Origin of the sequence: Streptomyces sp. NPDC007901, from assembly GCF_042959465.1 — a bacterium.
In the GTDB taxonomy this organism is placed as follows: domain Bacteria; phylum Actinomycetota; class Actinomycetes; order Streptomycetales; family Streptomycetaceae; genus Streptomyces.
Genome location: NZ_JBIBKW010000002.1, coordinates 281,666 through 301,573, shown reverse-complemented (window position 1 = coordinate 301,573; position 19,908 = coordinate 281,666). Strand labels below are relative to the sequence as shown.

Genomic DNA, 19,908 nt, shown 5'->3' with positions numbered 1-19,908 from the left:
GCGATGCCGCTGTGATTTCGCTGCGCTCGGGTGCGGATCGGGACGGCGGTCAGCGCGGCAGGCCCGCCCGGGCCGGGCCGAACCAGCGCTCCAGCGCCATGGGCAGGTCGTGGTGGCTGCCGGGGGCGGCCCAGGCGACGTAGCCGTCGGGGCGGACGAGGACCGCGGCGGTGCCGGCCAGCGGGCTGCCGGCGGTGACGCCGACGGGGGCCGCCGTGACGACGTCCACCCGGTCCGCCCACGGCCGTGCCCGTTCCCGCAGGGCGGCGGTGTCCTCCAGGTCGAGCAGGACCCCGCGGCCCGCGGTGAGCAGGTCGAAGCTGGTGGTGGTGCGCGCGGCCGAGGGGGTCCGCACCTCCAGCGACGGCATGCGCCGGCCGAGCAGGGGGTGGGTGCCGGTACCGACGTCGTAGTGGATCTCCAGGCCGCTCACCATGCCGGCCAGGTGCCGGGACACCTCGGGGTAGGCGATGAGCTCGGTGAGCACGTCACGGACCGGCTGGACCTCGCCGCCGCTGAGGAACAGCAGGCCCTGGGCGCGGGTGTTCATCAGCAGGCGCCGGCCGACCGGGTGGCGCTCGTCGTGGTAGGTGTCGAGCAGGGCCTCGGGCGCCCGGCCCTGGACCACCGCGGCGAGCTTCCAGCCCAGGTTGACGGCGTCCTGGATGCTGGTGTTCATGCCCTGGCCGCCGGCGGGCAGATGGATGTGCGCGGAGTCCCCGGCCAGCAGGATCCGGCCCCTGCGGTACTGCGTCACCTGGCGGGTGGCGTCGCCGAACGCGCTCACCCACACCGGCTCGCCGTGCGCGATGTCGACGCCGGTCAGCCGCTTCCAGGCGGCCGCCACCTCCGCGTACGCGGGGGCCTCGGTACGGCGCTGCGGAGGCGTGCCGCGCTCGCAGACGATCAGCCGGGTGATGCCGTCGGCCAGGTGACCGACCATCACCATGCCGCCGGGCAGCGTCTCGCCGATCATGCGCGGTTCGAGGTCCAGGCCGCGTACGTCGGCGAGGTACATCTCCAGCGTGGCCGCGGTGCCGGGGAAGTCGAAGCCGACGGCCTTGCGGACCTTGCTGCGGCCGCCGTCGCAGCCGATGAGGTAGCGCGCGCGGAGCTCGTGCACGCCGTCCGGGCCGCGCACCTCGACGAGGACGCTGTCGCCGTCGTCCTTGACGGAGAGCACCTCGTGGCTGCGGCGGACGTCCGTGCCGAGGTCGGTGACCCACTGCTCCAGCACCGTCTCGGTGTGGGACTGCGGCACGGTCTTCGCCGCCTGGTGGGCTCCGTCGAGGAGGCCGAAGTCGACGGGCAGGCCGCCGAAGTGCCCGAAGGCGCTGACCTCGATCTCCCCGAACCGGGAGAGCAGACCGCGCTGGGCGAACACCTCCATCGTCCGTGCCGTGAAGCCGAGTCCGCGCGATTCACCGGTGCGTTCGGCGAGTCGTTCCAGAAGGACGACGTCGACTCCGGCGAGCCGCAATTCGCCGGCGAGCATCAGCCCTGCCGGGCCGGCTCCCACGACTATGACTTCGGCGTCCATGCCACTCTCCTCGGTCATCCTGGGGAATTCATTTCGGAATCGATGACTAACCGACGGCCGATCGACCGACCTTCAACAGGTGGTCAATTACTCGTCATTGGCCCGCCAATACTGACAGCCCGTCAATAGCGTGCCCGCTGCGCCGTCTCCGGCAGCCGACTAAATACTCCGACGAACCGACCGACCCGTTCAAGAAGATTCGGACGGAACCTCGTCAGGGCTGTGCGAAGTTGCGTCAGGTCTCTGTGAAGTGATGCCGCGCGGATGACGGAATTGTTTCCGCCTAATCGATTTCCGCTCACTGCCCGTTCCGGGTCAGCCCGGCCAGCGGCTGACCTCGAACCCGCAGTCGTCCACCGGCAGGGTGGTGGTGGCGATCGCCCCCCGGTCCTTGGCGAAGGCCGCGTAGTCCCGCAGATCCCAGGCGAAGACCGGGTGGCACACGTCATGGGCGATCACCAGCGCGCCCGGCGCCAGATGGGGCAGCCAGCGCTCCAGCAGCCGGGCGTAGCCGGACTTGCGGGAGCCCGGCACGTCGATGTCGATGAGCAGCAGGTCCCACCGCTCCCCCGCGCTGTGCTCCGCCGCCTCGAAGGCATCTCCTACGACGGCCCCGGCGCCCGGCGCGAACCCGGCCCGCCGCAGGTTGCCCTCGGCGAGCGCCACCGGCTCGGCGGCCACGTCCAGCCCCAGGGACCGCCGTCCCGGATACCGCGGCTCGGGCCCGAACCCCGGCCCCGACACCCACGCCATCAGGTTGCCCGCGAAACACCCCAACGTCGCCACCGCCGCCGGCCGCCGAGCCGCCGCCAGCCCGTACAGCACCCGTGCCGCGAGCGGCGTGAGCGTGGTGGTCGGCACCTCGAAGGACGCCGCCAGCCGCGCCCGAAACGCGTGAAACTCCGCCCACGACACCTCCGGCGCCCCCGCATCCAGCACCCCCGCCCCCCTGCAGTGCTCCAAAAACCGCCCCGCCAACGCATCCGCCTGAGCCCCCGTCAACCGCGGCAACGAACTCACCGCCCACCCCCCACGACGACCTGCCCGGAGTCGGAGACCCCGTTCACCACGGCCCCACCCGGAGCGGCGGCTTCCCGCGCGACAGTCCCATCCGGACCGGCCCCCCTCTGCACGACGGCCCCACCCCGACCGGCAACTTCCCGCGCAGCGGCCCCACCTGGAGCGGCAGCTTCCCGCGCGACAGTCCCATCCGGACCGGCCCCCCTCTGCACGACGGCCCCACCCCGACCGGCAACTTCCCGCGCAGCGGCCGCACCTGGAGCGGCGGCTTCCCGCGCGACAGTCCCATCCGGACCGGCCCCCCTCTGCACGACGGCCCCACCCCGACCGGCAACTTCCCGCGCAGCGGCCGCACTTGGAGCGGCGGCTTCCCGCGCGACAGTCCCATCCGGACCGGCCCCCCTCTGCACGACGGCCCCGCCCCGACCGGCAACTTCCCGCGCAGCGGCCCCACCTGGAGCGGCAGCTTCCCGCGCGACAGTCCCGTCCGGACCGGCCCCCCTCTGCACGACGGCCCCACCCCGACCGGCAACTTCCCGCGCAGCGGCCGCACTTGGAGCGGCGGCTTCCCGCGCGACAGTCCCGTCCGGACCGGCCGCCCCCTGCACGGCGGCCGTATCCGGACCGGCGGCTTCGCGCGCCGCAACACCGCCTGGACCCGCGGCTTCCCGCGCGACAGCCCCACCCCTCTCAGGCCCCCCTGTCCCCAGGGCCTCCCCCGCCCTGCCCGTTCCCTCGGCCGTGCTCTGCGTCAGCAGCCCGCTCGGGTTCTCGCGGGCCGTGATGCCGGCGAGGAAGCGGTTGAGGTCGCGGCCTGGGAGGCCTTCGAGGTCGACTGCGGCGAGGTAGGAGGGGAGTTTGGAGGAGGGGGGTGCGATGTCCGCGCCGGCGGCGGTCAGGGCGTCGGCGAGTTCGTCGCGGTCGGCGCCGCGGTCGTACGCTCCGGCCGCCTCGGGGTACCAGATGCGGGCCGCGGTCAGGGTGTACCGGTCCCAGCGGGCGCCCTGCAGGGTCAGCGCCCAGAGCAGTCCCGCCAGGTCCTGGGCGAACGCCGTCTCGTCGCAGAGCCGTCGGGCCGTGCGCGCCGCGTCCCGGTAGTGGCGGGCGGCACCCGGGTGATCGCCGCGCCGCAGGTCGGTGTAGCCCGCGGCGGCGAGCAGCTTCTCCAGGTGGAAGGGGTCCCGCAGGGTGTGGGCGACACGGACGGCCGCCGCGAAGGAGGCCGCGGCCTCCTCGTGACTGCCCCGGCGCAGCTGGAGGACGGCGATCGCGTAGTGGTGGGGCACGAAGAACTCGGGCCTGCCGGTGCCGAGCATGGTCGCCGACACCGAGCGCAGGAACTCCTCGGCCTGCCGGTGCCGGCCGGTGATCTGGAGCAGGAAGGCCAGGTTGTGACTGAGGTTGTAGCGCAGGTAGAAGGCGCTGTCCCCCGGCATCTCACGGACCATCCGGAAAGCGTCAAACTCCAGTTCGAAGGCGCTCTGGAACAGCCGGTCCCGGCGCTCCGCGTCCCCCGTCTCGCGGGCGTCGATGGCCGCGGCGAGCGCCAGGCCGTTGAGGATCCAGGCCCGCTCCACCTGCGCGTCCACACCCGGCTCGGCCAGCTCGTCCAGGCACTCCAGGCCACGCAGGTAGAAGGCGCGCGCCGCGTCGGTGTCGTCCTTGCGCTTGGTGACCAGCAGCGCCACCAGGTAGTTCAGATGGGCCCTCAACTCCGGCTTCTCGGCCAGCTCCAGGGACCGTTCCAGCTTCGCGACGGCGCTGTCGATCCGCCCGGTCTGCGCTTCCGAGATCGCCTGGAGCCTGATCAGGTCGGCGGTGTCGTCGGCCCGGCCGGGCTCGCCGCCGACGGCCGCCAGATGCGCGGCGATCAGCAGATCGGCCCGCTCGAAGTTCTGCAGGGCGATCGCGTCGCCGATGGCCCGCAGCGGACCGGCCGAGCCGTCGGAGTGCCAGGGTTCGACCGTGAGGCCGGGCGCGTCGCGGGGAGTCTCCGGTACCGGTGGCAGCACCCCGCACACCCTGACCGCCCGCTGCCCGGAGAGCCGCTCCAGGAACAGGCTGCCGCCGTCCTTCAGCAGCCCCCGGACGGTGATGCCCCGGCCCTGCTGGTCCGCGAGCAGCACGGTCCGGTACAGGATGCGGACCGAGATGCGGTCCCAGCGGTCGAACGCGTCCAGGACGATAACGGGCCGCTCGCCCAGCACGGGAAGGGCGTCGACGAGGAAGCGGGCCGCGCGGTCGATCCAGCCTGCGGTGATGTGGGACTCCCGGCTGATGCGCCGGGTGGTGCCGAGCGAGGCGGTCTCGGACACCGGCACGAACCGGCCCCGGGGCGCCTGCGCACCGTCCGGTCGCGTGAGCAGGGCGAGGACCTCGGCGTGCCGCTCCGGCACCTCGGGCCGGGCCTCGCGCACGGCGGGCAGCAGGACGGCCAGCAGCTCCTGGAGTCCGCAGAGATGGTCGTGACCGGCCGCGGGCGGGCCGACGGCCACGGCCGCCTCGGCGGCGTTCGGGCCGAGGCAGTCGGCGAGGTCATGGGGTCGGGCGCAGAGCACCACACCGTGTACGGCGGGGCGCCATGCGAGGGTCGGGTCCTGCAGCCAGGCGGGGCGGGAGGCCACGGCACCAGAGGTCACGGCGCGCTCCTAGTTCCTTGTTCCTGCTGATTCCGGTTCCGGCTTCCGGTTTTCCGGGGGAAGAGACCGGCCCCCGCTGCGGGGCAGCGAGGGCCGGCTACGGGGAGACCGTGGACTACCAGGTCTCGTTGCCCAGGGCGAGCTCGAACTCGTTCTCGGTCAGCTCGTTCTCGGCCGAGAACGTGGCGAGGACCTCCTCCAGAGCGGCGCTCAGCGCGGCGTCGGTCATGGGTGTCACCTCCTCCCTTCGGTGTCGCGGATGTGCTGGGGACTCCCGTACGCACCTGGCGCGGGCCCTCCGGGGCGGACGGCGCACCAGGGGTGTACGGAAGGGTCTGCGACGGGCCTGTGACGGTCCGTCAGATCTTGGTGGCCTCGGTGATGTAGGCGATCCGCAGCGCGTACTCGCGGATGTCGATTCCGTCCAGCGCGGCGGGCCGGCCGCCGCTCGCGTCGCGGTCGGCGCGGAAGGCCTGGTACGCCTCCTCGCTCTGCCACTGCGAGTAGCTGACGACGGCCTCGCCCTCGAAGTCCCGGTGCACGCTGTGCGAGACGTAGCCCGGCGTGGTGTCGAGCACCGCGTTGGGCTGGGCCACCACCGCGAGCAGCGCGTCCTGCTGGGACGTCGACCGGGTGCGGGCCACCTCGATGACCGTGAAGACGTCCTGCTGCTCCGTGATCTCGATGGTCGGGTCGCCCAGCTTCGGGTTCCGCTGGGTGTACACGACCTCGCAGTGGATGCTGTCGAACGTCGCGAAGGTCATGACCTCCTTGAAGCGCTCCTGCCGGCTCGGATCGCTGAGGATGCCCTCCCAGGCGGCCTTGTCGCGCCACTGTATGTAGCTGATCACGGAGTTGCCGTCGTAGCTGAGGTGGGCGTTGACCGAGACCAGCCCGGTCCGCTCGTCCGCCGCGCCGAGACTCTGCCAGATCTCGATCAGCCGGTGCTGGTGCTCCGGGGACGTCTCGAAGATGTTGACCAGTGTGTAGTACTGGTCCTTGACACTGATCCTCGTCATACGAGGAACCTCCTTGTCGGAGCGGGCGAGGCCGGGCGGCGCCCCGTCAGGGGCGCCGGGCTGGGGTGATGTGCGGGGTGCTCAGGCGCTCTGCGCGCCGGAGGGCAGCGTCTCCTCGGCGGCACCGGCCGCCTGCGGCGCCGGCTGCGCTGCCGGGGCCGGCAGCGCCCTGCGCAGCAGTACGGCGACCAGCGCGGCCATCGCGAGGAGCACACCGATGGAGACGTAGGAGGCGACCTCCATGCCGTGGGCGAAGGCGTCGTGGGCCGCCGCGCTCAGCTGGTCGCCGAGCTTGCCGGGGAGCCGGCCGGCCACGGCGGCCGCCTCGGAGACGCTGTTGCGCGCCGCGTCGTGGGCCGAGCCGCTGACCCCGGCGGGCAGGTGGTCGTCGAGGGTGGAGCCGTAGACGGCGGTGGCGAGGCTGCCGACGAGGGCGATGCCGACCGCGCCGCCGAGTTCGTTGGTGGTGGAGGCCAGCGCGGACGCGGCGCCGGCCCGCTCGACCGGGGCCGCCTGGACGATGGTGCCGATGCCGAGCGCCATCACCGGGGCGAGACCGATGAACATGATCGCGGACGAGGTGATGACCAGGGCCGTACCGGAGTTGCCGTCGACCTGGGTCAGCACGCCGAAGCCGACGGAGCCGACCAGCAGGCCGGCGATGAGCACCGGCGGCGTACCGATCTTCTGGGAGATGCCGGTGCCGACCACGGCGGCGACCATGCCGGGGATGATGACCGGCAGCTGCCACAGACCGGCCTCGGCGGGCGACATGCCGAGGACGATCTGCAGGTAGGTGGCGAGCAGGTACTGGATGCCCATCATCAGGCCGGTGGTCAGCAGCAGGGTGCCGACGGAGACCGAGAAGGCCGGGCGGGAGAACAGGGACACGTCCATGAGCGGCACCGACAGGCCGCGCTGGCGCAGCACGAAGGCCACGCCGAAGGCCAGTCCGACGACGAGGCTCACGGTCGGCCAGGTCTCGAAGCCGTTGCGGGCCAGTTCCTTGACGCCGTAGACGGCCGGCAGGATCGCGGCCAGCGACATGCCGACGCTCAGCAGGTCGAGGCTGCCGCCGGCCGGGTCCTTGTACTCGGGCAGCAGGAGCGGACCGGCGATCAGCAGCAGCACCATGACCGGAACGGCCATCAGGAAGGGCGCGCCCCACCAGAAGTGGTCCAGCAGCAGGCCACCGGCGATCGGGCCGACGACACCGCCGACCATGAAGGACGTGGTCCAGATGGTGACCGCGGTGGTGCTCTCCTTCTCGTCCCGGAACATGACGCGCAGCAGCGACAGCGTCGAGGGGGCGAGGGTGGCGGCCGAGATGCCGAGCAGCGCCCGGGCGGCGATCAGCATCTCGGGGCTGTTCGCCTCCGCCGTGAGGACCGAGGCGACCCCGAAGAACACGGCTCCGATCAGGAGCAGCCGGCGGCGTCCGATGCGCTCGCCGAGCGTTCCCATGGTGATCAGGAAGCCGGCGATCAGGAAGCCGTAGATGTCGCTCGCCCACAGCAGCTGGGTGCTGGAGGGGTTCAGATCGGCCGTCAGTTTGGGGACGGCCATGAACAGCAGCGTGAGGTCCATGGTGGTGAGCAGCGCCGGCAGGCAGAGGACTGCCAGGCCGATCCACTCACGGCGGCCCGCCTTGGCGGGCGTTACTGCGGTCACAACGAGTTCCTTTGCAACTCAATGGGGGGATGGCGGAGTTCTTCGGGCCGCTGGGGGCCCGCGGTCAGGCGGTGGTGACGGAGAGGTCGCGCACGTTCAGCGCGACGCCCTGCCCCCAGAGGCGGTGGGTGGGTGTGCTCTGTTCGTCGAGGAACTTCTGCGGCCAGGGCGCGCCGGCCCGCGGGTCGACGTAGTGGGAGGGCGCCGAGTCGATCCGCACCAGGCCGGTGGCGTCGGCGCCCAGGGCGCCGTCGAGCAGGGTGAACATGCCGATGCCGGATATCAGTTGGCGCGGTGCTATGTCCTCGGGCTCGCCCGCGTGGTCCAGCAGCTGGTGGGCGCGGTCCAGGACGGGGTGCCCGATCCGGTCCACCGACAGCGCCGGTACGCCGTTGACCTCCCAGGTCACGGTGGAGCACGCGCGGTCCAGGGTGATCCGCAGGGTGTCGACGTCGCCGGGTGCCCGGTCGGCGACCGGGACGGCGTAGGTGTAGGCCGCGTAGGTGGTGCCGGGGAGGCGCAGCCGCTCGTAGTTGGCGTATATGCGGGTGTTGGTGACGAAGAAGCCGAAGATCGAGGCGGTCTCCAGGTCGGCGGTGATCATCGAGCCGCAGGCCAGCCGGGGGTCGGCCTGGGCGTCGGCGACCGCCGTTCCGAAGGGGTGGTCCTCGGTGCCGTAGGTGGAGACGGCGAGGGTGGTGGTGCAGACGAGCGCGCCGGTGGCGGGGACGTCGAAGCCCGGTATCCCGGTGTCCGCCGTACGGTTCGGCATGGCCGTCCACTTGACGTGGTCCCGGGTGCCCTCGCCGCCGTCCGCCTGCTGGCCGGTGGTGGAGACGAAGGCGGGGGCGCCGGTACGCGGGTTGACGCCGGTGGGCACCACGGCGAGGCCGAGCCCGGAGGTGTGGGCGACTGCGTCGCCGCCCGGGACGCCGGCGGTGTCCTGGGTGTGCCAGGCGGCGTCCGGGCCGGTGGTCGTGAAGCCGTTGCGGAAGTCCTCGTGGAACAGCAGGCCGCTGCCGACCGCGTCCGTGGTCGTCATGATCGGGGGCTCTTTCCTGCTCGGGCGGCGTCCAGGGGGCCACGGGTGTAGGCCAGTGCGGCGGGCTCGAACTGCAGCACCATGTGGCTGGCCGCGGAGTTGGCGTCCCGCCAGATGCGCTGGAGCGGGTCGGCCGCGGACTGGCCGCGGGTGCCGGCGGCCCGGAAGAGCGTGTCGACGGCGCCGACGAGCAGCCGGGTGGCGAGCGCGCAGTCCCGTCGGTTGCGCACCAGGACGGCCTCGGTGACCCGCTCCCGGTCGGCGCTCAGGGCGGCCCGGGCCAGCAGCAGCCCGGCCGCGTCGATCTCACCGGCCGCCCGGGCGTGGGCGATCCGCTGGGACTCGCCCGGCTCCGCGCCCCGGGCCGCCTTGTCGGCGAGGGCGCGTTCCGACAGCTTCAGCGCGCCCCGGGCCGCGCCGAGGACGGGGGCCGCGAACGTGAGGCCGTTGACGGCGAACAGCGGCTGGGAGTGCCGGAGTTCGTCCGAGACCGCGCCCCGGCCGGCGAACATGTCGTCCATGAGGAAGGTGCGGTGCGCGGGGACAGACACCTCGTCCACGACGACCGTGTGGCTGCCGGTCGCCCGCATGCCGACCGTGTCCCAGGTCTCCTCGATCCGGTAGGCGGCACGGGGTACGGCGAAGAAGCGCGCCTCCTGCCGTTCGTCCGCCCCGGGCACCATGGCCATCAGCAGCGCCCAGTCGGAGAAGTCGACCCCGCTGGCGTAGGTCCAGGTGCCGGAGAGCCGCCAGCCGCCGTCGGCGGGCACCGCGCCGGCGGTGGTGGAGACCAGGGAGCTGACCAGCCGGCTGTCCGGTCCGTCCGCCCAGATCTCGGCCTGTCCCTCGGCGGGCAGATAGGCGGCGAACCGCCCGGTGTAGGCGAGCAGCGAGCCGGTCCAGGCGGCGGAGGCGCAGCCTTCGCCGACCGCGGCGACGGCCTCGGTGAGGGTGGTGAACTCGGTGGCCGTACCGCCGTGGCGGGCCGGGACCAGCGCCCTGCTGAAGCCGGCCTCGACCAGCGCCGCCACCACGTCGGCGGAGAGCCGTCGCTCGCGGTCCGCCCGGGCCGCGTCGCGGGCGGCCGGTTCGGCCGCGGCCCGGGCGGCGGACACGAAGGTGTCCGAGGTGGTGCGGGGAGCAAGGAGCATCCCGGTCATGGCTGTCTCATTTCCTGAACGTCTCGGCTTTCCTGAACGTCTCGGCTGAGGCGGAGAGCGGGCGGGCCGGCTCAGGCCCGGTAGGGGCGCCGGTCCCGGGCCTCGCGGAGTCCGACGCCCCACCAGACGAGCTGGTCGAGCATGGTCTTGGCGGCGGCCGCGCAGCCCGCCGGCTCCTTGGGGTTCCCGTCCGCGCCGAAGGTGGCGGCGGCGCCGTGGAAGCTGACCGTGTCCCGCAGGGTGACGGCGTGCATCTCGGCGTAGACCTGGCGCAGTTGCTCTACCGCGCGCAGCCCGCCGGAGAGCCCGCCGTAGGAGACGAAGCCGACCGGCTTGGCCTGCCACTGGGTGTAGTTCCAGTCGATCGCGACCTTGAGCGGGGCGGGGAAGCTGTGGTTGTACTCGGGGGTCAGGACGACGAAGGCCTCGGCCCGCTCCAGCCGGGCGCTGAGGGCGGCCGCCGTGGCCGCGTCCGCGGGTTCGGGTGCGTCGGTCACCGCGACCGGCAGGGGGAAGTCGGCCAGGTCGACGACGTCCAGCTCGATGTCGTCGTTCTGCCGGGCCTCCTCGGCGAACCACTTGGCGATGGTCGGGCCGAACCGGGTGGCACGGGTGCTCCCGATGATGAGAGCCACTCGAAGACGTTCCTCGGACATGGGGATCCTCACGATCGTTGGTGTGCTGTGTGCGCTGCTCGGAGTGCGGTGCGGTGCGGCGGGCCGTCCCCACGTCACCGCCGCACCGCGCCGGCACCCGCTACCGGCAGGGCCGTGACCTCCGCTGTCGCCGCGGACCTGCCGGGGTCGGTGTCGGCCGGGGTCAGACGACCTGGCGGCGCGCGCCGGCCGCGTCGCGCGGCGACCACCACAGCGCGGTGGTCTCGGCGCCCGCCCCCAGCACCGTCCAACGGCCCTCGACGATGCGGCCGTCGCTCCAGCGCAGCAGGTGCAGCGCCTCGACGGCGAAGGTGTCGTAGGGGGAGGTGCTGTCCGCCTCGGCTCCCGCTCGCACCGCCGTGATGTGGTTGACGTCGACCGAGTAGCCGGCCTCGGGGTTCACCAGCACCGTCACGTTCTCGCCGTGCATGGTGCCGCCGGAGAGCCGGAACATGTTCCCGAAGAACTCCAGGAAGGCGTCGAGCCCTTCGTACCAGCCGGAGTAGGCGTGCAGTCCGGGAACCTCGAACCGCACGTTCTCGTCCCAGAATTCCGTAATCTTCGCGCGGTCCCCGGTACCGAGGGAGGCCCAGGCGGCGCCGACGCGCTCAGGAGTGAGATCAGACATGGGTATGCGGTCCTTTGACGTAAGGAGCTGAAAGAAGAAAAGGAGACTGAGTAGCTCGGTGGCTCGGTGGCTCAGTGCATGTCGACGGGCTGGAAGCACAGGCCGACGCCGCGGATGGTCGTGATCCACTCGTCGGGTCCGAGTTTTCGGCGCAGGCTCGCCACATGGGTGTCGATGGTCCGGCTGGGCGGCGACCAGTGGTCTCCCCACACCTGGCTCATGAGCCGGCGTCGTGAGACGACCGCTCCCGGCTGTGAGGCCAGCAGGCACAGCAGGTCGAACTCCTTGCGGGTGCAGTCGACGCGCCGGCCGTCCAGGGTGACCTGCCGCAACCGCATGTCGATGCGCAACGGCCCCCACTCCATGACGTTCTGCGCGCGGGCCTGACGCACGGTCCGGCGCATCACCGCTCCGATCCGCGCCGTCAGCTCCCTGAGGTCGTAGGGCTTGAGAAGGCAGTCGTCCGCCCCGGCATCGAGGACGAGCACCTGGTCCCACTCGCTGCTGCGGCAGGTGAACGCGATGATGGGGGTGTCCCCCGCCGCCCGGATCGCGGCACACACGTCGAGGCCGTGCAGATCCGGCAGTTCCAGGTCCAGCAGGACCAGGTCCGCGTGCTCGTACATCTCCAGCGCCTTGCCGCCGCTGCCGACGGCGACCACGTCGCAGCCCTGCCGTCGGAGACTGTGCGTGACTCCCCGTTGTGCGTGCGTATCGCTCTCGACCACGAGCACGCGCCACCTCTCCACAGCCACGTTGACTCCCGACCCGAGAACCCTCACTTCCCGCGACGCGCGGCGCTGCGCATCGGAAGCGCGATGACGGTGATGCATGCCGTGTGTTCTGTGCCGAACCGTGCCCGGTTGGCTCATGACGTCGTTTCCCCCGCTCTGCGTGGACGCCCACGCCGAAAACCGATCGAGCACACGCAGACTACAAACCGACACGCATGCATGTCAACGGACTTCGAGTGGCTTGAATCACGTCCCAAAAGCCTCGATCAGCACCTTCAAAGCGGACATCACCTATCAAAGCAACCATGATTCCATGTTCAACAACCGGCTCGGCGGCCGACAAAAACCCAGAACGCACCGGTTAAAGATACATGCGTGAATGTTATATTCGCGTATCTCGCCGTGTGGGTCCCCACACTCGACGGCACCCGCAAGCCACCTGCACGGATGTGATGTGAGGAGTCGGCATTGAGCGACAAAGCCACCCGGACCCGCTCCCAGTTGATTCGTTCGGCCGCGACCTCGTTCGCCGAACACGGCTACTCGAGGGCGAAGTTGTCCACCATCTCCGCGGACGCGGGAGTGAGCAGAGGGGCCCTCTACTTCCACTTCCCGAGCAAGGAGGCGCTGGCGGACGCCGTGGAAGCGGCGGCGGCGGAGCGGTTCGCGGGAGTGACGAGCCGCTGGGCCGAGGACGGCAACCAGAACCTGGCGGAGGCCGTACAAGCCTTCACCGAGCTGTACCGGCAGGACGTCACGTTCCGCGCCGGAGTGCTGCTGAGCCGCGAGAAGGACCGGAAACCCGCCGTCAACCTGCTGGAACAGTGGGAGTCGTACGTCCGGGACGCGGTCGCGGTCGCGGAGCGCCGGCACCCCTTCACGCGTTCCGGTTCGGCCGGGAGCGCCGCCTCCGCGATCATCGCGCTCACCGTGGGGCTGGCGCTACTGTGGCACGAGAGTGAGCAGTGGCTCACCGAGTCAACCGTCAGCGGTGTATGGAATCTGCTGCCGCCGCTGGTCGGCCGCATGGACTGAGGCGACGAAAGGGGCCCACCCGGCGGGTGGGCCCCAGCTTTCGATGGCTGTTCGACAGCCCGAACATGCGTGAACGTCAGTGGGTCAGCGCCCGTCGGGCGCTTCCTGCCCCGCGGCCTCCTTGAGACCCGCGAGGGCACCCAGCTCCGCCCCGACCTTGAGCCCGCGGTCCGGGCTGAGGTCGAGCTGGAGCAGCACCGAGGGCTCGGCGATGTTGGGCAGCACATGCTTCAACAGCGCCCGGATCCGCGCCTCCAGGTCCACCCAGCCGGTCATGACCTGCGAGAACAGCTGGACTCCGGTGAAGCAGGAGCACAGCAGCTCGGCCGTCTCCACCAGGTCCACATGCGGACGCAACTCGCCCTGCGCCCGCGCCTGTTCGAGGATGTGGTGGTTCCGGTCGACCCAGCCCTGGAAGGGAAGTCTCCGGTCGAGCCCGACCGCCTCCAGCTCCAGCGACAGCCGAACGCTGCCCTGCAGGAGCGGATCCCTGGTCAGCTGGCACGCGAACACCAGCCCCAGGTCGATCAGCTCCTGGAGCTTGATGTCCCGGACGACGGTGGGCACGTCCGCCTGACTGGCGAGCACGGCCCGGGCGAGTTCCTCCTTGGAGGAGAAGTGGAAGTACACCGCCCCCCTGGTGAGACTCAACTTCTTGAGCACGTCGGCCACTGTCGTGGCGCTATAACCCCGTTCGGCGAAGACCGACCCCGCGGCCTCCAGGATCATGCGCCGGGTCGCGAGTCCTCGCTCCTGAGTCACCATGGCTTACCTCCGAGGGCTGTGCGCCCATCTGTGCTGGTAGAGCCGGTTTTACTCATCCTTAATCTCACTATGTGAGACTTACCGTTGAGTTACATACCGACTCACACGTATGTTACGACCCGCTCGAGTACGACTCGAGCTCCGCTTCGGCATTCCTGGGGGGAAGGCATGCAAGCAATCGCTGTTTTTCGTGGGAGCGAACAGAGCTCCAGACCGGACGAAACGGGCATATCGCCCGATATCTCGTTCCATCCGGTTCCCAAAGAACTGGTGCATCGCTCGAAATCACTGGATGTACTGCCTGTCGGCTGGCGGCTTCTGACCAACGATCGCTACCTGATCAGCGTCGAGTGGCCCGGGGATCACCCTTTTTATACAACGGTGAATGGTAACCCGGCAGCCAATCTCGTTGCCGAGACCGTCCGGCAGTGCGGTCTGCTGCTGGCCCACGCCGCCTACCAGGCACCCCTGGGCCATCACTTCGTGATGTGGGACCTGGCGTACACCCGGGAGCGGGTCCGGCCGGCCGTGACGGCGGGGTCCCGCCGCATCGAGGTGGAGGCCGTCTGTTCGGACCTCCGCTTCCGCGGGCCCCGGCTGGCGGCCATGACCTGCGAGATGACGCTGCGCGCGGACGGCAGGACCGTGGCCCGCGGCGGCGGCCGCTTCGACATCGTCAGTCCCGCCGTGTACCGCAGGCTGCGCGGGCCGCAGCTCGCGTCCGTCGTACGGCCCGCCGTGCAGCCCGCACCTGTCGCGCCCGCACTGGTCGGCCGCACCCGGCCGATCGACGTGGTGCTCGCCCCGGCGGTCTCCGGGCCGGCGGCCGCGGCCCTCGCCACCGCCACCGCCCCGTCCGGGCGCTGGCAACTGCGCGCGGACTTCGGGCACCCGACGATCTTCGACCACGACAACGACCACTTCCCGGGGATGGCCCTCGTCGAAGCGGCGTTCCAGGCCGCGAACGCGGTCGTCGCACCGGGCCGGTACCACTGGTCCTCGACCGAGGTGGCCTTCCTCGGTTACGTGGAGTTCGGCTCCCCGTGCTGGATCGAGGCCCGCACCGGATCCCGTGCCGGATCCGTGGACGCGACGCGTCCGACGGCGGTCGAGATCACCGGCCACCAGGACGGCCGCCCGGTGTTCACCGCACTGCTCGAAGGCACCTCGGCGCACGGCTGACAGTCCCTTCGTCCGCTCACGCGTCACCTGACGGGTCCGCGTCACCGCCGACCGGCCCGCTTCTCCACGGTTCGTCCTCACCACTGCCGGTGACTCCCGCCCCACATCACTCCGGGCGGCGTCCGCCATGCCACCGACCCGCGGCATGCGCCGCGCCGCCGGCCCGCGCCGTCCGGCTGCCGTCACCGACACCTACGCCTGGTGGCATCCGTCCGCACGTCCCGCCCACGGGGCTGTCGCACGGATGCCGCCGGGCTGCCCGGTGTGCGACGCGCCGGGCCACGACGACCCGCTGCAACGCTTCCATTCCGGAAAGGAACGGCGACTTCTGTGCCAGACGTCCGCCAGACCGAGAGCATCGGCCGACCGCCCCCGCGCGCACCCAGCTCCTGGCCATACCGGCCCGGTTCCGCCCCGAACGGTGCCGTATACAGCGGTCGCATCGTATCCGGCGGGGCCGGAATCACCGCCCCCTCTTCACCGAACCGGCTCGTCTCCTTCGCAAACTGGCGTGATCGTGTCCGGTGACGAGCGGGCGGGTGACGGCGGACCGACCGTCCTGGTCACCGGCGCCACCGGGTTCATCGGCCATCAGGTCGTCCACCGGCTGCGCGCCCACCCGGCCCGCCCGCGGCTGCGACTGCTGGCGCACGAGAGCGGCCCGGCCGACTGCTGCGCCGGCCCGTCCGACGTCGTCCGGGGCAGCCTCACCGCGCCCGGGTCCCTGCGCGACCTGTGCCGTGGCGTCGACACGGTCCTGCACCTCGCCTCGACGATCACCGAGGACCCGGCGACCGCGCACGCCGTCAACACGGCGGGCACCGAGGCGCTGCTGGCCGAGGCGGACCGGTCCGGCGTCCGGCGCTTCGTCCGGCTGAGCACCGCCGCCGTCTACGGCCCCGGCCCGCACCGGGGCGAACCCCGGCCGTCCGGCGCTCCGCTCTCCGTGACCAGCGCCTCGCGGCTCGCGGGCGACCGGAGCGTCCTGGCCGCCGGCGGCACCGTGCTGCGCCCCGGCCTGGTCTACGGCGCCGGTGACGTGTGGGCCGTCCCCGCGTTCGTCCGGATGATCACGAAACTGCCGTACTGGATCGACGGCGGCCGGGCCAGGCTGTCCCTGATCTCCGTCGACGACCTGGCCCGGGCCACCACCGCCCTCGCGGTCCGGCCGGCGCCGCCGCCCGCGGCGGCCGTCCTGCACGCGGCGCATCCCCGGCCCGTGGCCGTGCGCGAGCTCGTCACGACGGTGTGCCGGCACCTGGGTCTGCCGCTGCCGCAGGGGGACGTGCCGTGGGCGGAGCTCCCGGCCCGTCTCGCCGGCCGGGCCGATCCGGCCCTGACGGCCCGGCTCGTCCAGCTGGGCGCGGACCACTGGTACGACAGCGCACCGCTGTGGTCCCTGACCGGTCTGGAACCCGGTCCGGGCCTCACCGAGCACTTCGCCGTGTGCGCGCCCTGGTACCGCGACCACCTCAGGGACCTCCTGCCCGCCACCGCGTCCCCGTCCGTCCCCGCACCGCACCCGAAACCCTCCACACCCTCCACCTGAAGGCGACTCGACGATGCAGCCCACCCACTCCGCGCACCCCACCCACTCCCCGCAGCCGCCCGCGAGCTGTCCGTTCGCGATCGACGCCACCGGCCGTGACATCCAGGGCGAGATCGTCCGCATCCGGGAACGCGGGCCCGTCACCCGGGTCGAACTGCCCGGCGGCGTACCGGCCTGGTCGGTCACCAGCGCCGAGCTGGTCAAGCGGCTCCTGCTGGACCCACGGGTCTCGAAGGACGCCTACCGGCACTGGCCGGCGTGGATCGACGGAGAGGTGACGGCGGACTGGCCGCTGTCCATCTGGGTCTCGGTGCAGAACATGGTGACCGCGTACGGCCCGGAGCACACCCGGCTGCGCCGCCCGGTGGCCGGCGCGTTCGGCATCCGACGCGTGAACGCGCTGCGGCCGCGCATCGAGGGCATCGTCGGCACCCTGCTGGACGGGCTCGCCGGGCAGGCGGCCCAGGCGCCCGGTGCGGTGGTGGACCTCCGGGAGCACTACGCCCACCCCCTGCCCAGCAGTGTCATCTCCGAGCTGTTCGGCGTCCCCGAGGCGGCGCGCGACGAACTGCGCCGGATCATCAAGGGGTTCTTCGCGACGACCGCGTCCCAGGAGGAGGCGCAGAACAACGTCGTCCGCCTCTACCTGGCCATGAACGACCTCATCGCGCTGAAGCAGCGGGAGCCCGGCGACGACCTGACGACGGACCTGATCGCCGCCCGGGACGAGGAGGGCGCCGCGATGAGCGGGAAGGAGCTCGCCGACAACCTCATCCTGCTGCTCACCGCCGGCTACGAGACGACGGTGAACCTCCTCGACAACGCGATCACCCGGCTCCTCACCCACCCCGGCCAGCTCGACCTCGTCCGCTCCGGCCGTGCCTCCTGGGACGACGTCATCGACGAGTCGCTGCGCCTGGACGCGCCCGGCGCCCACTCCGTGCTGCGCTACGCCGTGGAGGACATCGAGATCGGCGGTGTGACGATCGCCCGCGGCGAGGCGATCTCCATCTCCTACGCCGCGGCGGGCCGCGACCCCGAGCTGCACGGGGAGGACGCCGACGCCTTCGACGTCACCCGCGCCTCCCGGGGCGAGCACCTGTCCTTCGGCCACGGCGTCCACTACTGCCTGGGCGCCCAGCTGGCCCGCCTGGAGGCCTCCCTCGCCCTCTCCGCCCTCTTCACCCGCTTCCCCTCCCTGCGGCTCGCCGTGCCCGAGGGCGAGCTGCGCCCGCTGACGTCCTTCATCTCCAACGGCCACCAGGAGCTCCCCGTCCTGCTGGGCGCGGTGTGACAGCGCCCGGCGGACGGCCCGCAGGGTCGGGCCGCCCGCCGGGCATCCCGGTCGTCCCGGGCACCTCGGTCAGCGAAGGGCTTCGTTGCCCCGGGCACTCCAGATCGCCAGGGCGGCGAGGAGGGCGCAGGCGCCGCCGAGCCAGAGCACGCCCTGGAGGGTGAGCGTGTCGACGATGACCCCGCCGACCAGCGCGCCGAGGCCGATGGCCAGGTTGAACACCGCCACCCACAGCGAGGAGGCCGCCTCCACCGCCTGCGGGGCGGCCTTGATCATCCAGGTCTGGAGGCCCACGGACACACCGCCGTAGGCCAGGCCCCAGACGATCAGCAGGACGGCGCCGCCGACCGTGCTCCGGCCCAGCAGCAGGAAGAGCGGCATCGCGACCGCGAGGGCCACCGAGATGGCCAGCACGCTCCGGTGCACCCGGCGGGAGAGCGCCGAGCCGGCGACGAAGTTGCCGATCATGCCGGCCACACCGAACCCGAACAGCAGCGGACCGACGTAGCGCTCGTCGATCCCCGACAGCTTCTGCAGGGCCGGGCTCACGAACGTGTACGCGGCGAAGTGCCCGAACACGATGAGCGCCGTCGCGATGATGCCGACGCGCACCCCCGGGTTGCGGAACTGCTCGATCAGCAGCTTCGGCCGGATGGCCTGCGAGGCGGCCAGCGCCGGCAGCACCGCCAGCAGGGCGACGAGGGTGACCAGTGCCAGGGCGCTCAGCGAGGAGAAGGCGATGCGCCAGCCGGTGAGGTCGCCGACCAGGGTGCCGAGCGGGACACCGAACACGTTGGCGGCTCCGACGCCGCCGAAGATGACGGCGGTGGCGCGCGGCACGTCCGCGGGGACGACGAGCCGGACGGCCAGGCCGCTGGCGACGGCCCAGAAGCCGCCGATCGCGACACCGACCAGCACCCGGGAGCCCACCAGGACGCCGAAGTTCGGCGCCAGGGCGGAGGCCAGGTTGGAGACGGTCATCAGGGCCATCAGTCCGAGCAGCAGGAGGCGCCGGTCCATCGCGCCGACGAGCATCGGGACCAGCGGTGCCGCGAACGCGGCGACGATGCTGGGCACCGTCACCATCAGGCCCGCCGTGCCCTCGGAGACCGACAGCGCGGATCCCACGGAGGTCAGCAGGCCGATTGGCAGTTGCTCGGCGGTCACCAGCAGGAAGGTGCCCAGAGCCACCGCGGAGACCGCCATCCAGTGACTCTTCTCCGGTACCCCTGGTTCCCGTGTCTGGGCGGGGGTCTGTTCTGCGGTCGTCAACGGAGCCTCCTTCACCGATTCGGGAGCGATCGCTCCCATATTGACGACAGTAGTATGGGAGCGATCGCTCCACAAGTTGGGTAAGGTGAACACATGGCACGCCCCCGACAGTTCGACGAGCAGAACGCGGTCACCTCGGCGACCGAGCTGTTCTGGCGACGCGGTTACCACGCCACCTCGGTGCGCGACCTGGGCGACGAGCTGCGCCTCACGCCCAGCAGCCTGTACCGGACGTTCACGGACAAGCACACGCTGTTCCTGCGCGCGCTCGACCACTACCGGTCCACCGAGTCGGCCGAGGCCCGGCAGCGGCTGGACGCGACGGAGCGTCCGGTGCGCGAGGTGCTGCGGGAGTGGATGCTGTGGCTGGTCACCTGCCCGGCCGACGGCAGGTCCGGCCGCGGCTGCTTCGTGGTCAACACCGCGACCGAGCTGGGCACCACCGACGAGAAGGTCCGCCGGCGGACCGAGGCCGCCTTCGAGGTCACCCGGCAGGCCCTGCGCTCCGCGCTGGCCGCGGGCCGCGACCGGGGCGAGCTCTCCGCCGACCTCGACCTGGACGACGCCGTGGAGCTGCTGTTCACCACGGTGCTCGGGCTGCGGGTGCGGGAACGCGCCGGCCACGACATCGACCGCCTGACCGCGGCGATCGACCTCACCATCCGGGCCCTGGGACCCACGCCCGCGTAACCGGCCCGACGG

17 protein-coding genes are annotated in these 19,908 nt (G+C 71.8%); 5 read left to right on the top strand and 12 right to left on the bottom strand.

Going from position 1 to position 19,908, the window contains the following annotated elements:
* Positions 1 to 49: 49 nt before the first annotated feature.
* From ACFZDK_RS07105 to ACFZDK_RS07060, 10 genes are all read right to left on the bottom strand, one after another.
* A complete protein-coding gene (locus ACFZDK_RS07105; RefSeq protein ID WP_390970573.1) occupies positions 50 to 1,540 on the bottom strand; it encodes an FAD-dependent monooxygenase in 1,491 nt (496 codons plus the stop codon).
* Positions 1,541 to 1,855: 315 nt separating this feature from the next.
* Entirely contained in the window at positions 1,856 to 2,479 is a 624-nt protein-coding gene (locus tag ACFZDK_RS07100) for a class I SAM-dependent methyltransferase (protein ID WP_390970571.1), read from the bottom strand.
* Positions 2,480 to 2,556: 77 nt separating this feature from the next.
* Positions 2,557 to 5,199 (bottom strand): hypothetical protein, encoded by a 2,643-nt coding sequence (locus tag ACFZDK_RS07095; protein ID WP_390970569.1) that lies wholly within the window; start codon positions 5,197 to 5,199, stop codon positions 2,557 to 2,559.
* 359 nt (positions 5,200 to 5,558) lie between these two features.
* Entirely contained in the window at positions 5,559 to 6,218 is a 660-nt protein-coding gene (locus ACFZDK_RS07090; RefSeq protein WP_390970567.1) for an antibiotic biosynthesis monooxygenase, read from the bottom strand.
* Between the two features lie 81 nt (positions 6,219 to 6,299).
* On the bottom strand, positions 6,300 to 7,889 hold the full coding sequence (locus ACFZDK_RS07085; protein WP_390970565.1) for an MFS transporter: 1,590 nt from the start codon (positions 7,887 to 7,889) through the stop codon (positions 6,300 to 6,302).
* A gap of 64 nt (positions 7,890 to 7,953) precedes the next feature.
* Complete coding sequence (locus tag ACFZDK_RS07080; RefSeq protein ID WP_390970563.1) at positions 7,954 to 8,931, bottom strand: DUF6081 family protein; 978 nt, start codon at positions 8,929 to 8,931, stop codon at positions 7,954 to 7,956.
* Entirely contained in the window at positions 8,928 to 10,091 is a 1,164-nt protein-coding gene (locus ACFZDK_RS07075) for an acyl-CoA dehydrogenase family protein (protein ID WP_390970561.1), read from the bottom strand. The genes ACFZDK_RS07080 and ACFZDK_RS07075 overlap by 4 nt, the downstream gene beginning before the upstream one ends.
* Before the next feature lie 71 nt (positions 10,092 to 10,162).
* Complete coding sequence (locus tag ACFZDK_RS07070) at positions 10,163 to 10,747, bottom strand: NAD(P)H-dependent oxidoreductase (RefSeq protein ID WP_390970559.1); 585 nt, start codon at positions 10,745 to 10,747, stop codon at positions 10,163 to 10,165.
* 163 nt (positions 10,748 to 10,910) lie between these two features.
* Positions 10,911 to 11,375 (bottom strand): nuclear transport factor 2 family protein, encoded by a 465-nt coding sequence (locus tag ACFZDK_RS07065; protein WP_355712844.1) that lies wholly within the window; start codon positions 11,373 to 11,375, stop codon positions 10,911 to 10,913.
* A gap of 71 nt (positions 11,376 to 11,446) precedes the next feature.
* The gene (locus ACFZDK_RS07060; RefSeq protein WP_390970557.1) at positions 11,447 to 12,130 is read right to left on the bottom strand and encodes a winged helix-turn-helix domain-containing protein; all 684 of its coding nucleotides are present in this window, start codon (positions 12,128 to 12,130) and stop codon (positions 11,447 to 11,449) included.
* A 447-nt stretch (positions 12,131 to 12,577) separates the two neighbouring features.
* Here ACFZDK_RS07060 and ACFZDK_RS07055 point away from each other — a divergent pair, with 447 nt between their 5' ends.
* Complete coding sequence (locus ACFZDK_RS07055; RefSeq protein ID WP_390970555.1) at positions 12,578 to 13,144, top strand: TetR family transcriptional regulator; 567 nt, start codon at positions 12,578 to 12,580, stop codon at positions 13,142 to 13,144.
* Between the two features lie 84 nt (positions 13,145 to 13,228).
* Here the strand turns inward: ACFZDK_RS07055 and ACFZDK_RS07050 are convergent, their stop codons facing one another.
* Positions 13,229 to 13,909, bottom strand: a complete 681-nt coding sequence (locus ACFZDK_RS07050) for a ScbR family autoregulator-binding transcription factor (protein WP_390970553.1) — start codon at positions 13,907 to 13,909, stop codon at positions 13,229 to 13,231.
* A gap of 168 nt (positions 13,910 to 14,077) precedes the next feature.
* On the opposite strand from ACFZDK_RS07050, the gene ACFZDK_RS07045 reads away from it, so the two are divergent.
* The 3 genes from ACFZDK_RS07045 to ACFZDK_RS07035 all read left to right on the top strand — a co-directional run bounded on the left by ACFZDK_RS07045 (position 14,078) and on the right by ACFZDK_RS07035 (position 17,934).
* On the top strand, positions 14,078 to 15,091 hold the full coding sequence (locus ACFZDK_RS07045) for a ScbA/BarX family gamma-butyrolactone biosynthesis protein (protein ID WP_390970551.1): 1,014 nt from the start codon (positions 14,078 to 14,080) through the stop codon (positions 15,089 to 15,091).
* Between the two features lie 511 nt (positions 15,092 to 15,602).
* Positions 15,603 to 16,640, top strand: a complete 1,038-nt coding sequence (locus ACFZDK_RS07040) for an NAD-dependent epimerase/dehydratase family protein (protein ID WP_390970549.1) — start codon at positions 15,603 to 15,605, stop codon at positions 16,638 to 16,640.
* 13 nt (positions 16,641 to 16,653) lie between these two features.
* The gene (locus ACFZDK_RS07035) at positions 16,654 to 17,934 is read left to right on the top strand and encodes a cytochrome P450 (protein WP_390970547.1); all 1,281 of its coding nucleotides are present in this window, start codon (positions 16,654 to 16,656) and stop codon (positions 17,932 to 17,934) included.
* Between the two features lie 69 nt (positions 17,935 to 18,003).
* Here the strand turns inward: ACFZDK_RS07035 and ACFZDK_RS07030 are convergent, their stop codons facing one another.
* Positions 18,004 to 19,206 (bottom strand): MFS transporter, encoded by a 1,203-nt coding sequence (locus tag ACFZDK_RS07030; RefSeq protein WP_390970545.1) that lies wholly within the window; start codon positions 19,204 to 19,206, stop codon positions 18,004 to 18,006.
* A 93-nt stretch (positions 19,207 to 19,299) separates the two neighbouring features.
* Between ACFZDK_RS07030 and ACFZDK_RS07025 the strand changes: the two genes are divergently transcribed.
* Positions 19,300 to 19,896 carry a TetR family transcriptional regulator C-terminal domain-containing protein gene (locus ACFZDK_RS07025; protein WP_390970543.1) on the top strand — a complete coding sequence of 199 codons (597 nt, stop codon included), beginning with the start codon at positions 19,300 to 19,302 and terminating at the stop codon, positions 19,894 to 19,896.
* Positions 19,897 to 19,908: the final 12 nt, after the last annotated feature.

Bases quoted from the DNA above. Each gene is read 5' to 3' on its own strand.
- ACFZDK_RS07045 (WP_390970551.1), top strand. From the start codon at position 14,078: ATGCAAGCAATCGCTGTTTTTCGTGGGAGCGAACAGAGCTCCAGACCG.
- ACFZDK_RS07105 (WP_390970573.1), bottom strand. From the start codon at position 1,540: ATGGACGCCGAAGTCATAGTCGTGGGAGCCGGCCCGGCAGGGCTGATG.
- ACFZDK_RS07070 (WP_390970559.1), bottom strand. From the start codon at position 10,747: ATGTCCGAGGAACGTCTTCGAGTGGCTCTCATCATCGGGAGCACCCGT.
- ACFZDK_RS07075 (WP_390970561.1), bottom strand. From the start codon at position 10,091: ATGACCGGGATGCTCCTTGCTCCCCGCACCACCTCGGACACCTTCGTG.
- ACFZDK_RS07035 (WP_390970547.1), top strand. From the start codon at position 16,654: ATGCAGCCCACCCACTCCGCGCACCCCACCCACTCCCCGCAGCCGCCC.
- ACFZDK_RS07065 (WP_355712844.1), bottom strand. From the start codon at position 11,375: ATGTCTGATCTCACTCCTGAGCGCGTCGGCGCCGCCTGGGCCTCCCTC.
- ACFZDK_RS07050 (WP_390970553.1), bottom strand. From the start codon at position 13,909: ATGGTGACTCAGGAGCGAGGACTCGCGACCCGGCGCATGATCCTGGAG.
- ACFZDK_RS07025 (WP_390970543.1), top strand. From the start codon at position 19,300: ATGGCACGCCCCCGACAGTTCGACGAGCAGAACGCGGTCACCTCGGCG.
- ACFZDK_RS07090 (WP_390970567.1), bottom strand. From the start codon at position 6,218: ATGACGAGGATCAGTGTCAAGGACCAGTACTACACACTGGTCAACATC.
- ACFZDK_RS07080 (WP_390970563.1), bottom strand. From the start codon at position 8,931: ATGACGACCACGGACGCGGTCGGCAGCGGCCTGCTGTTCCACGAGGAC.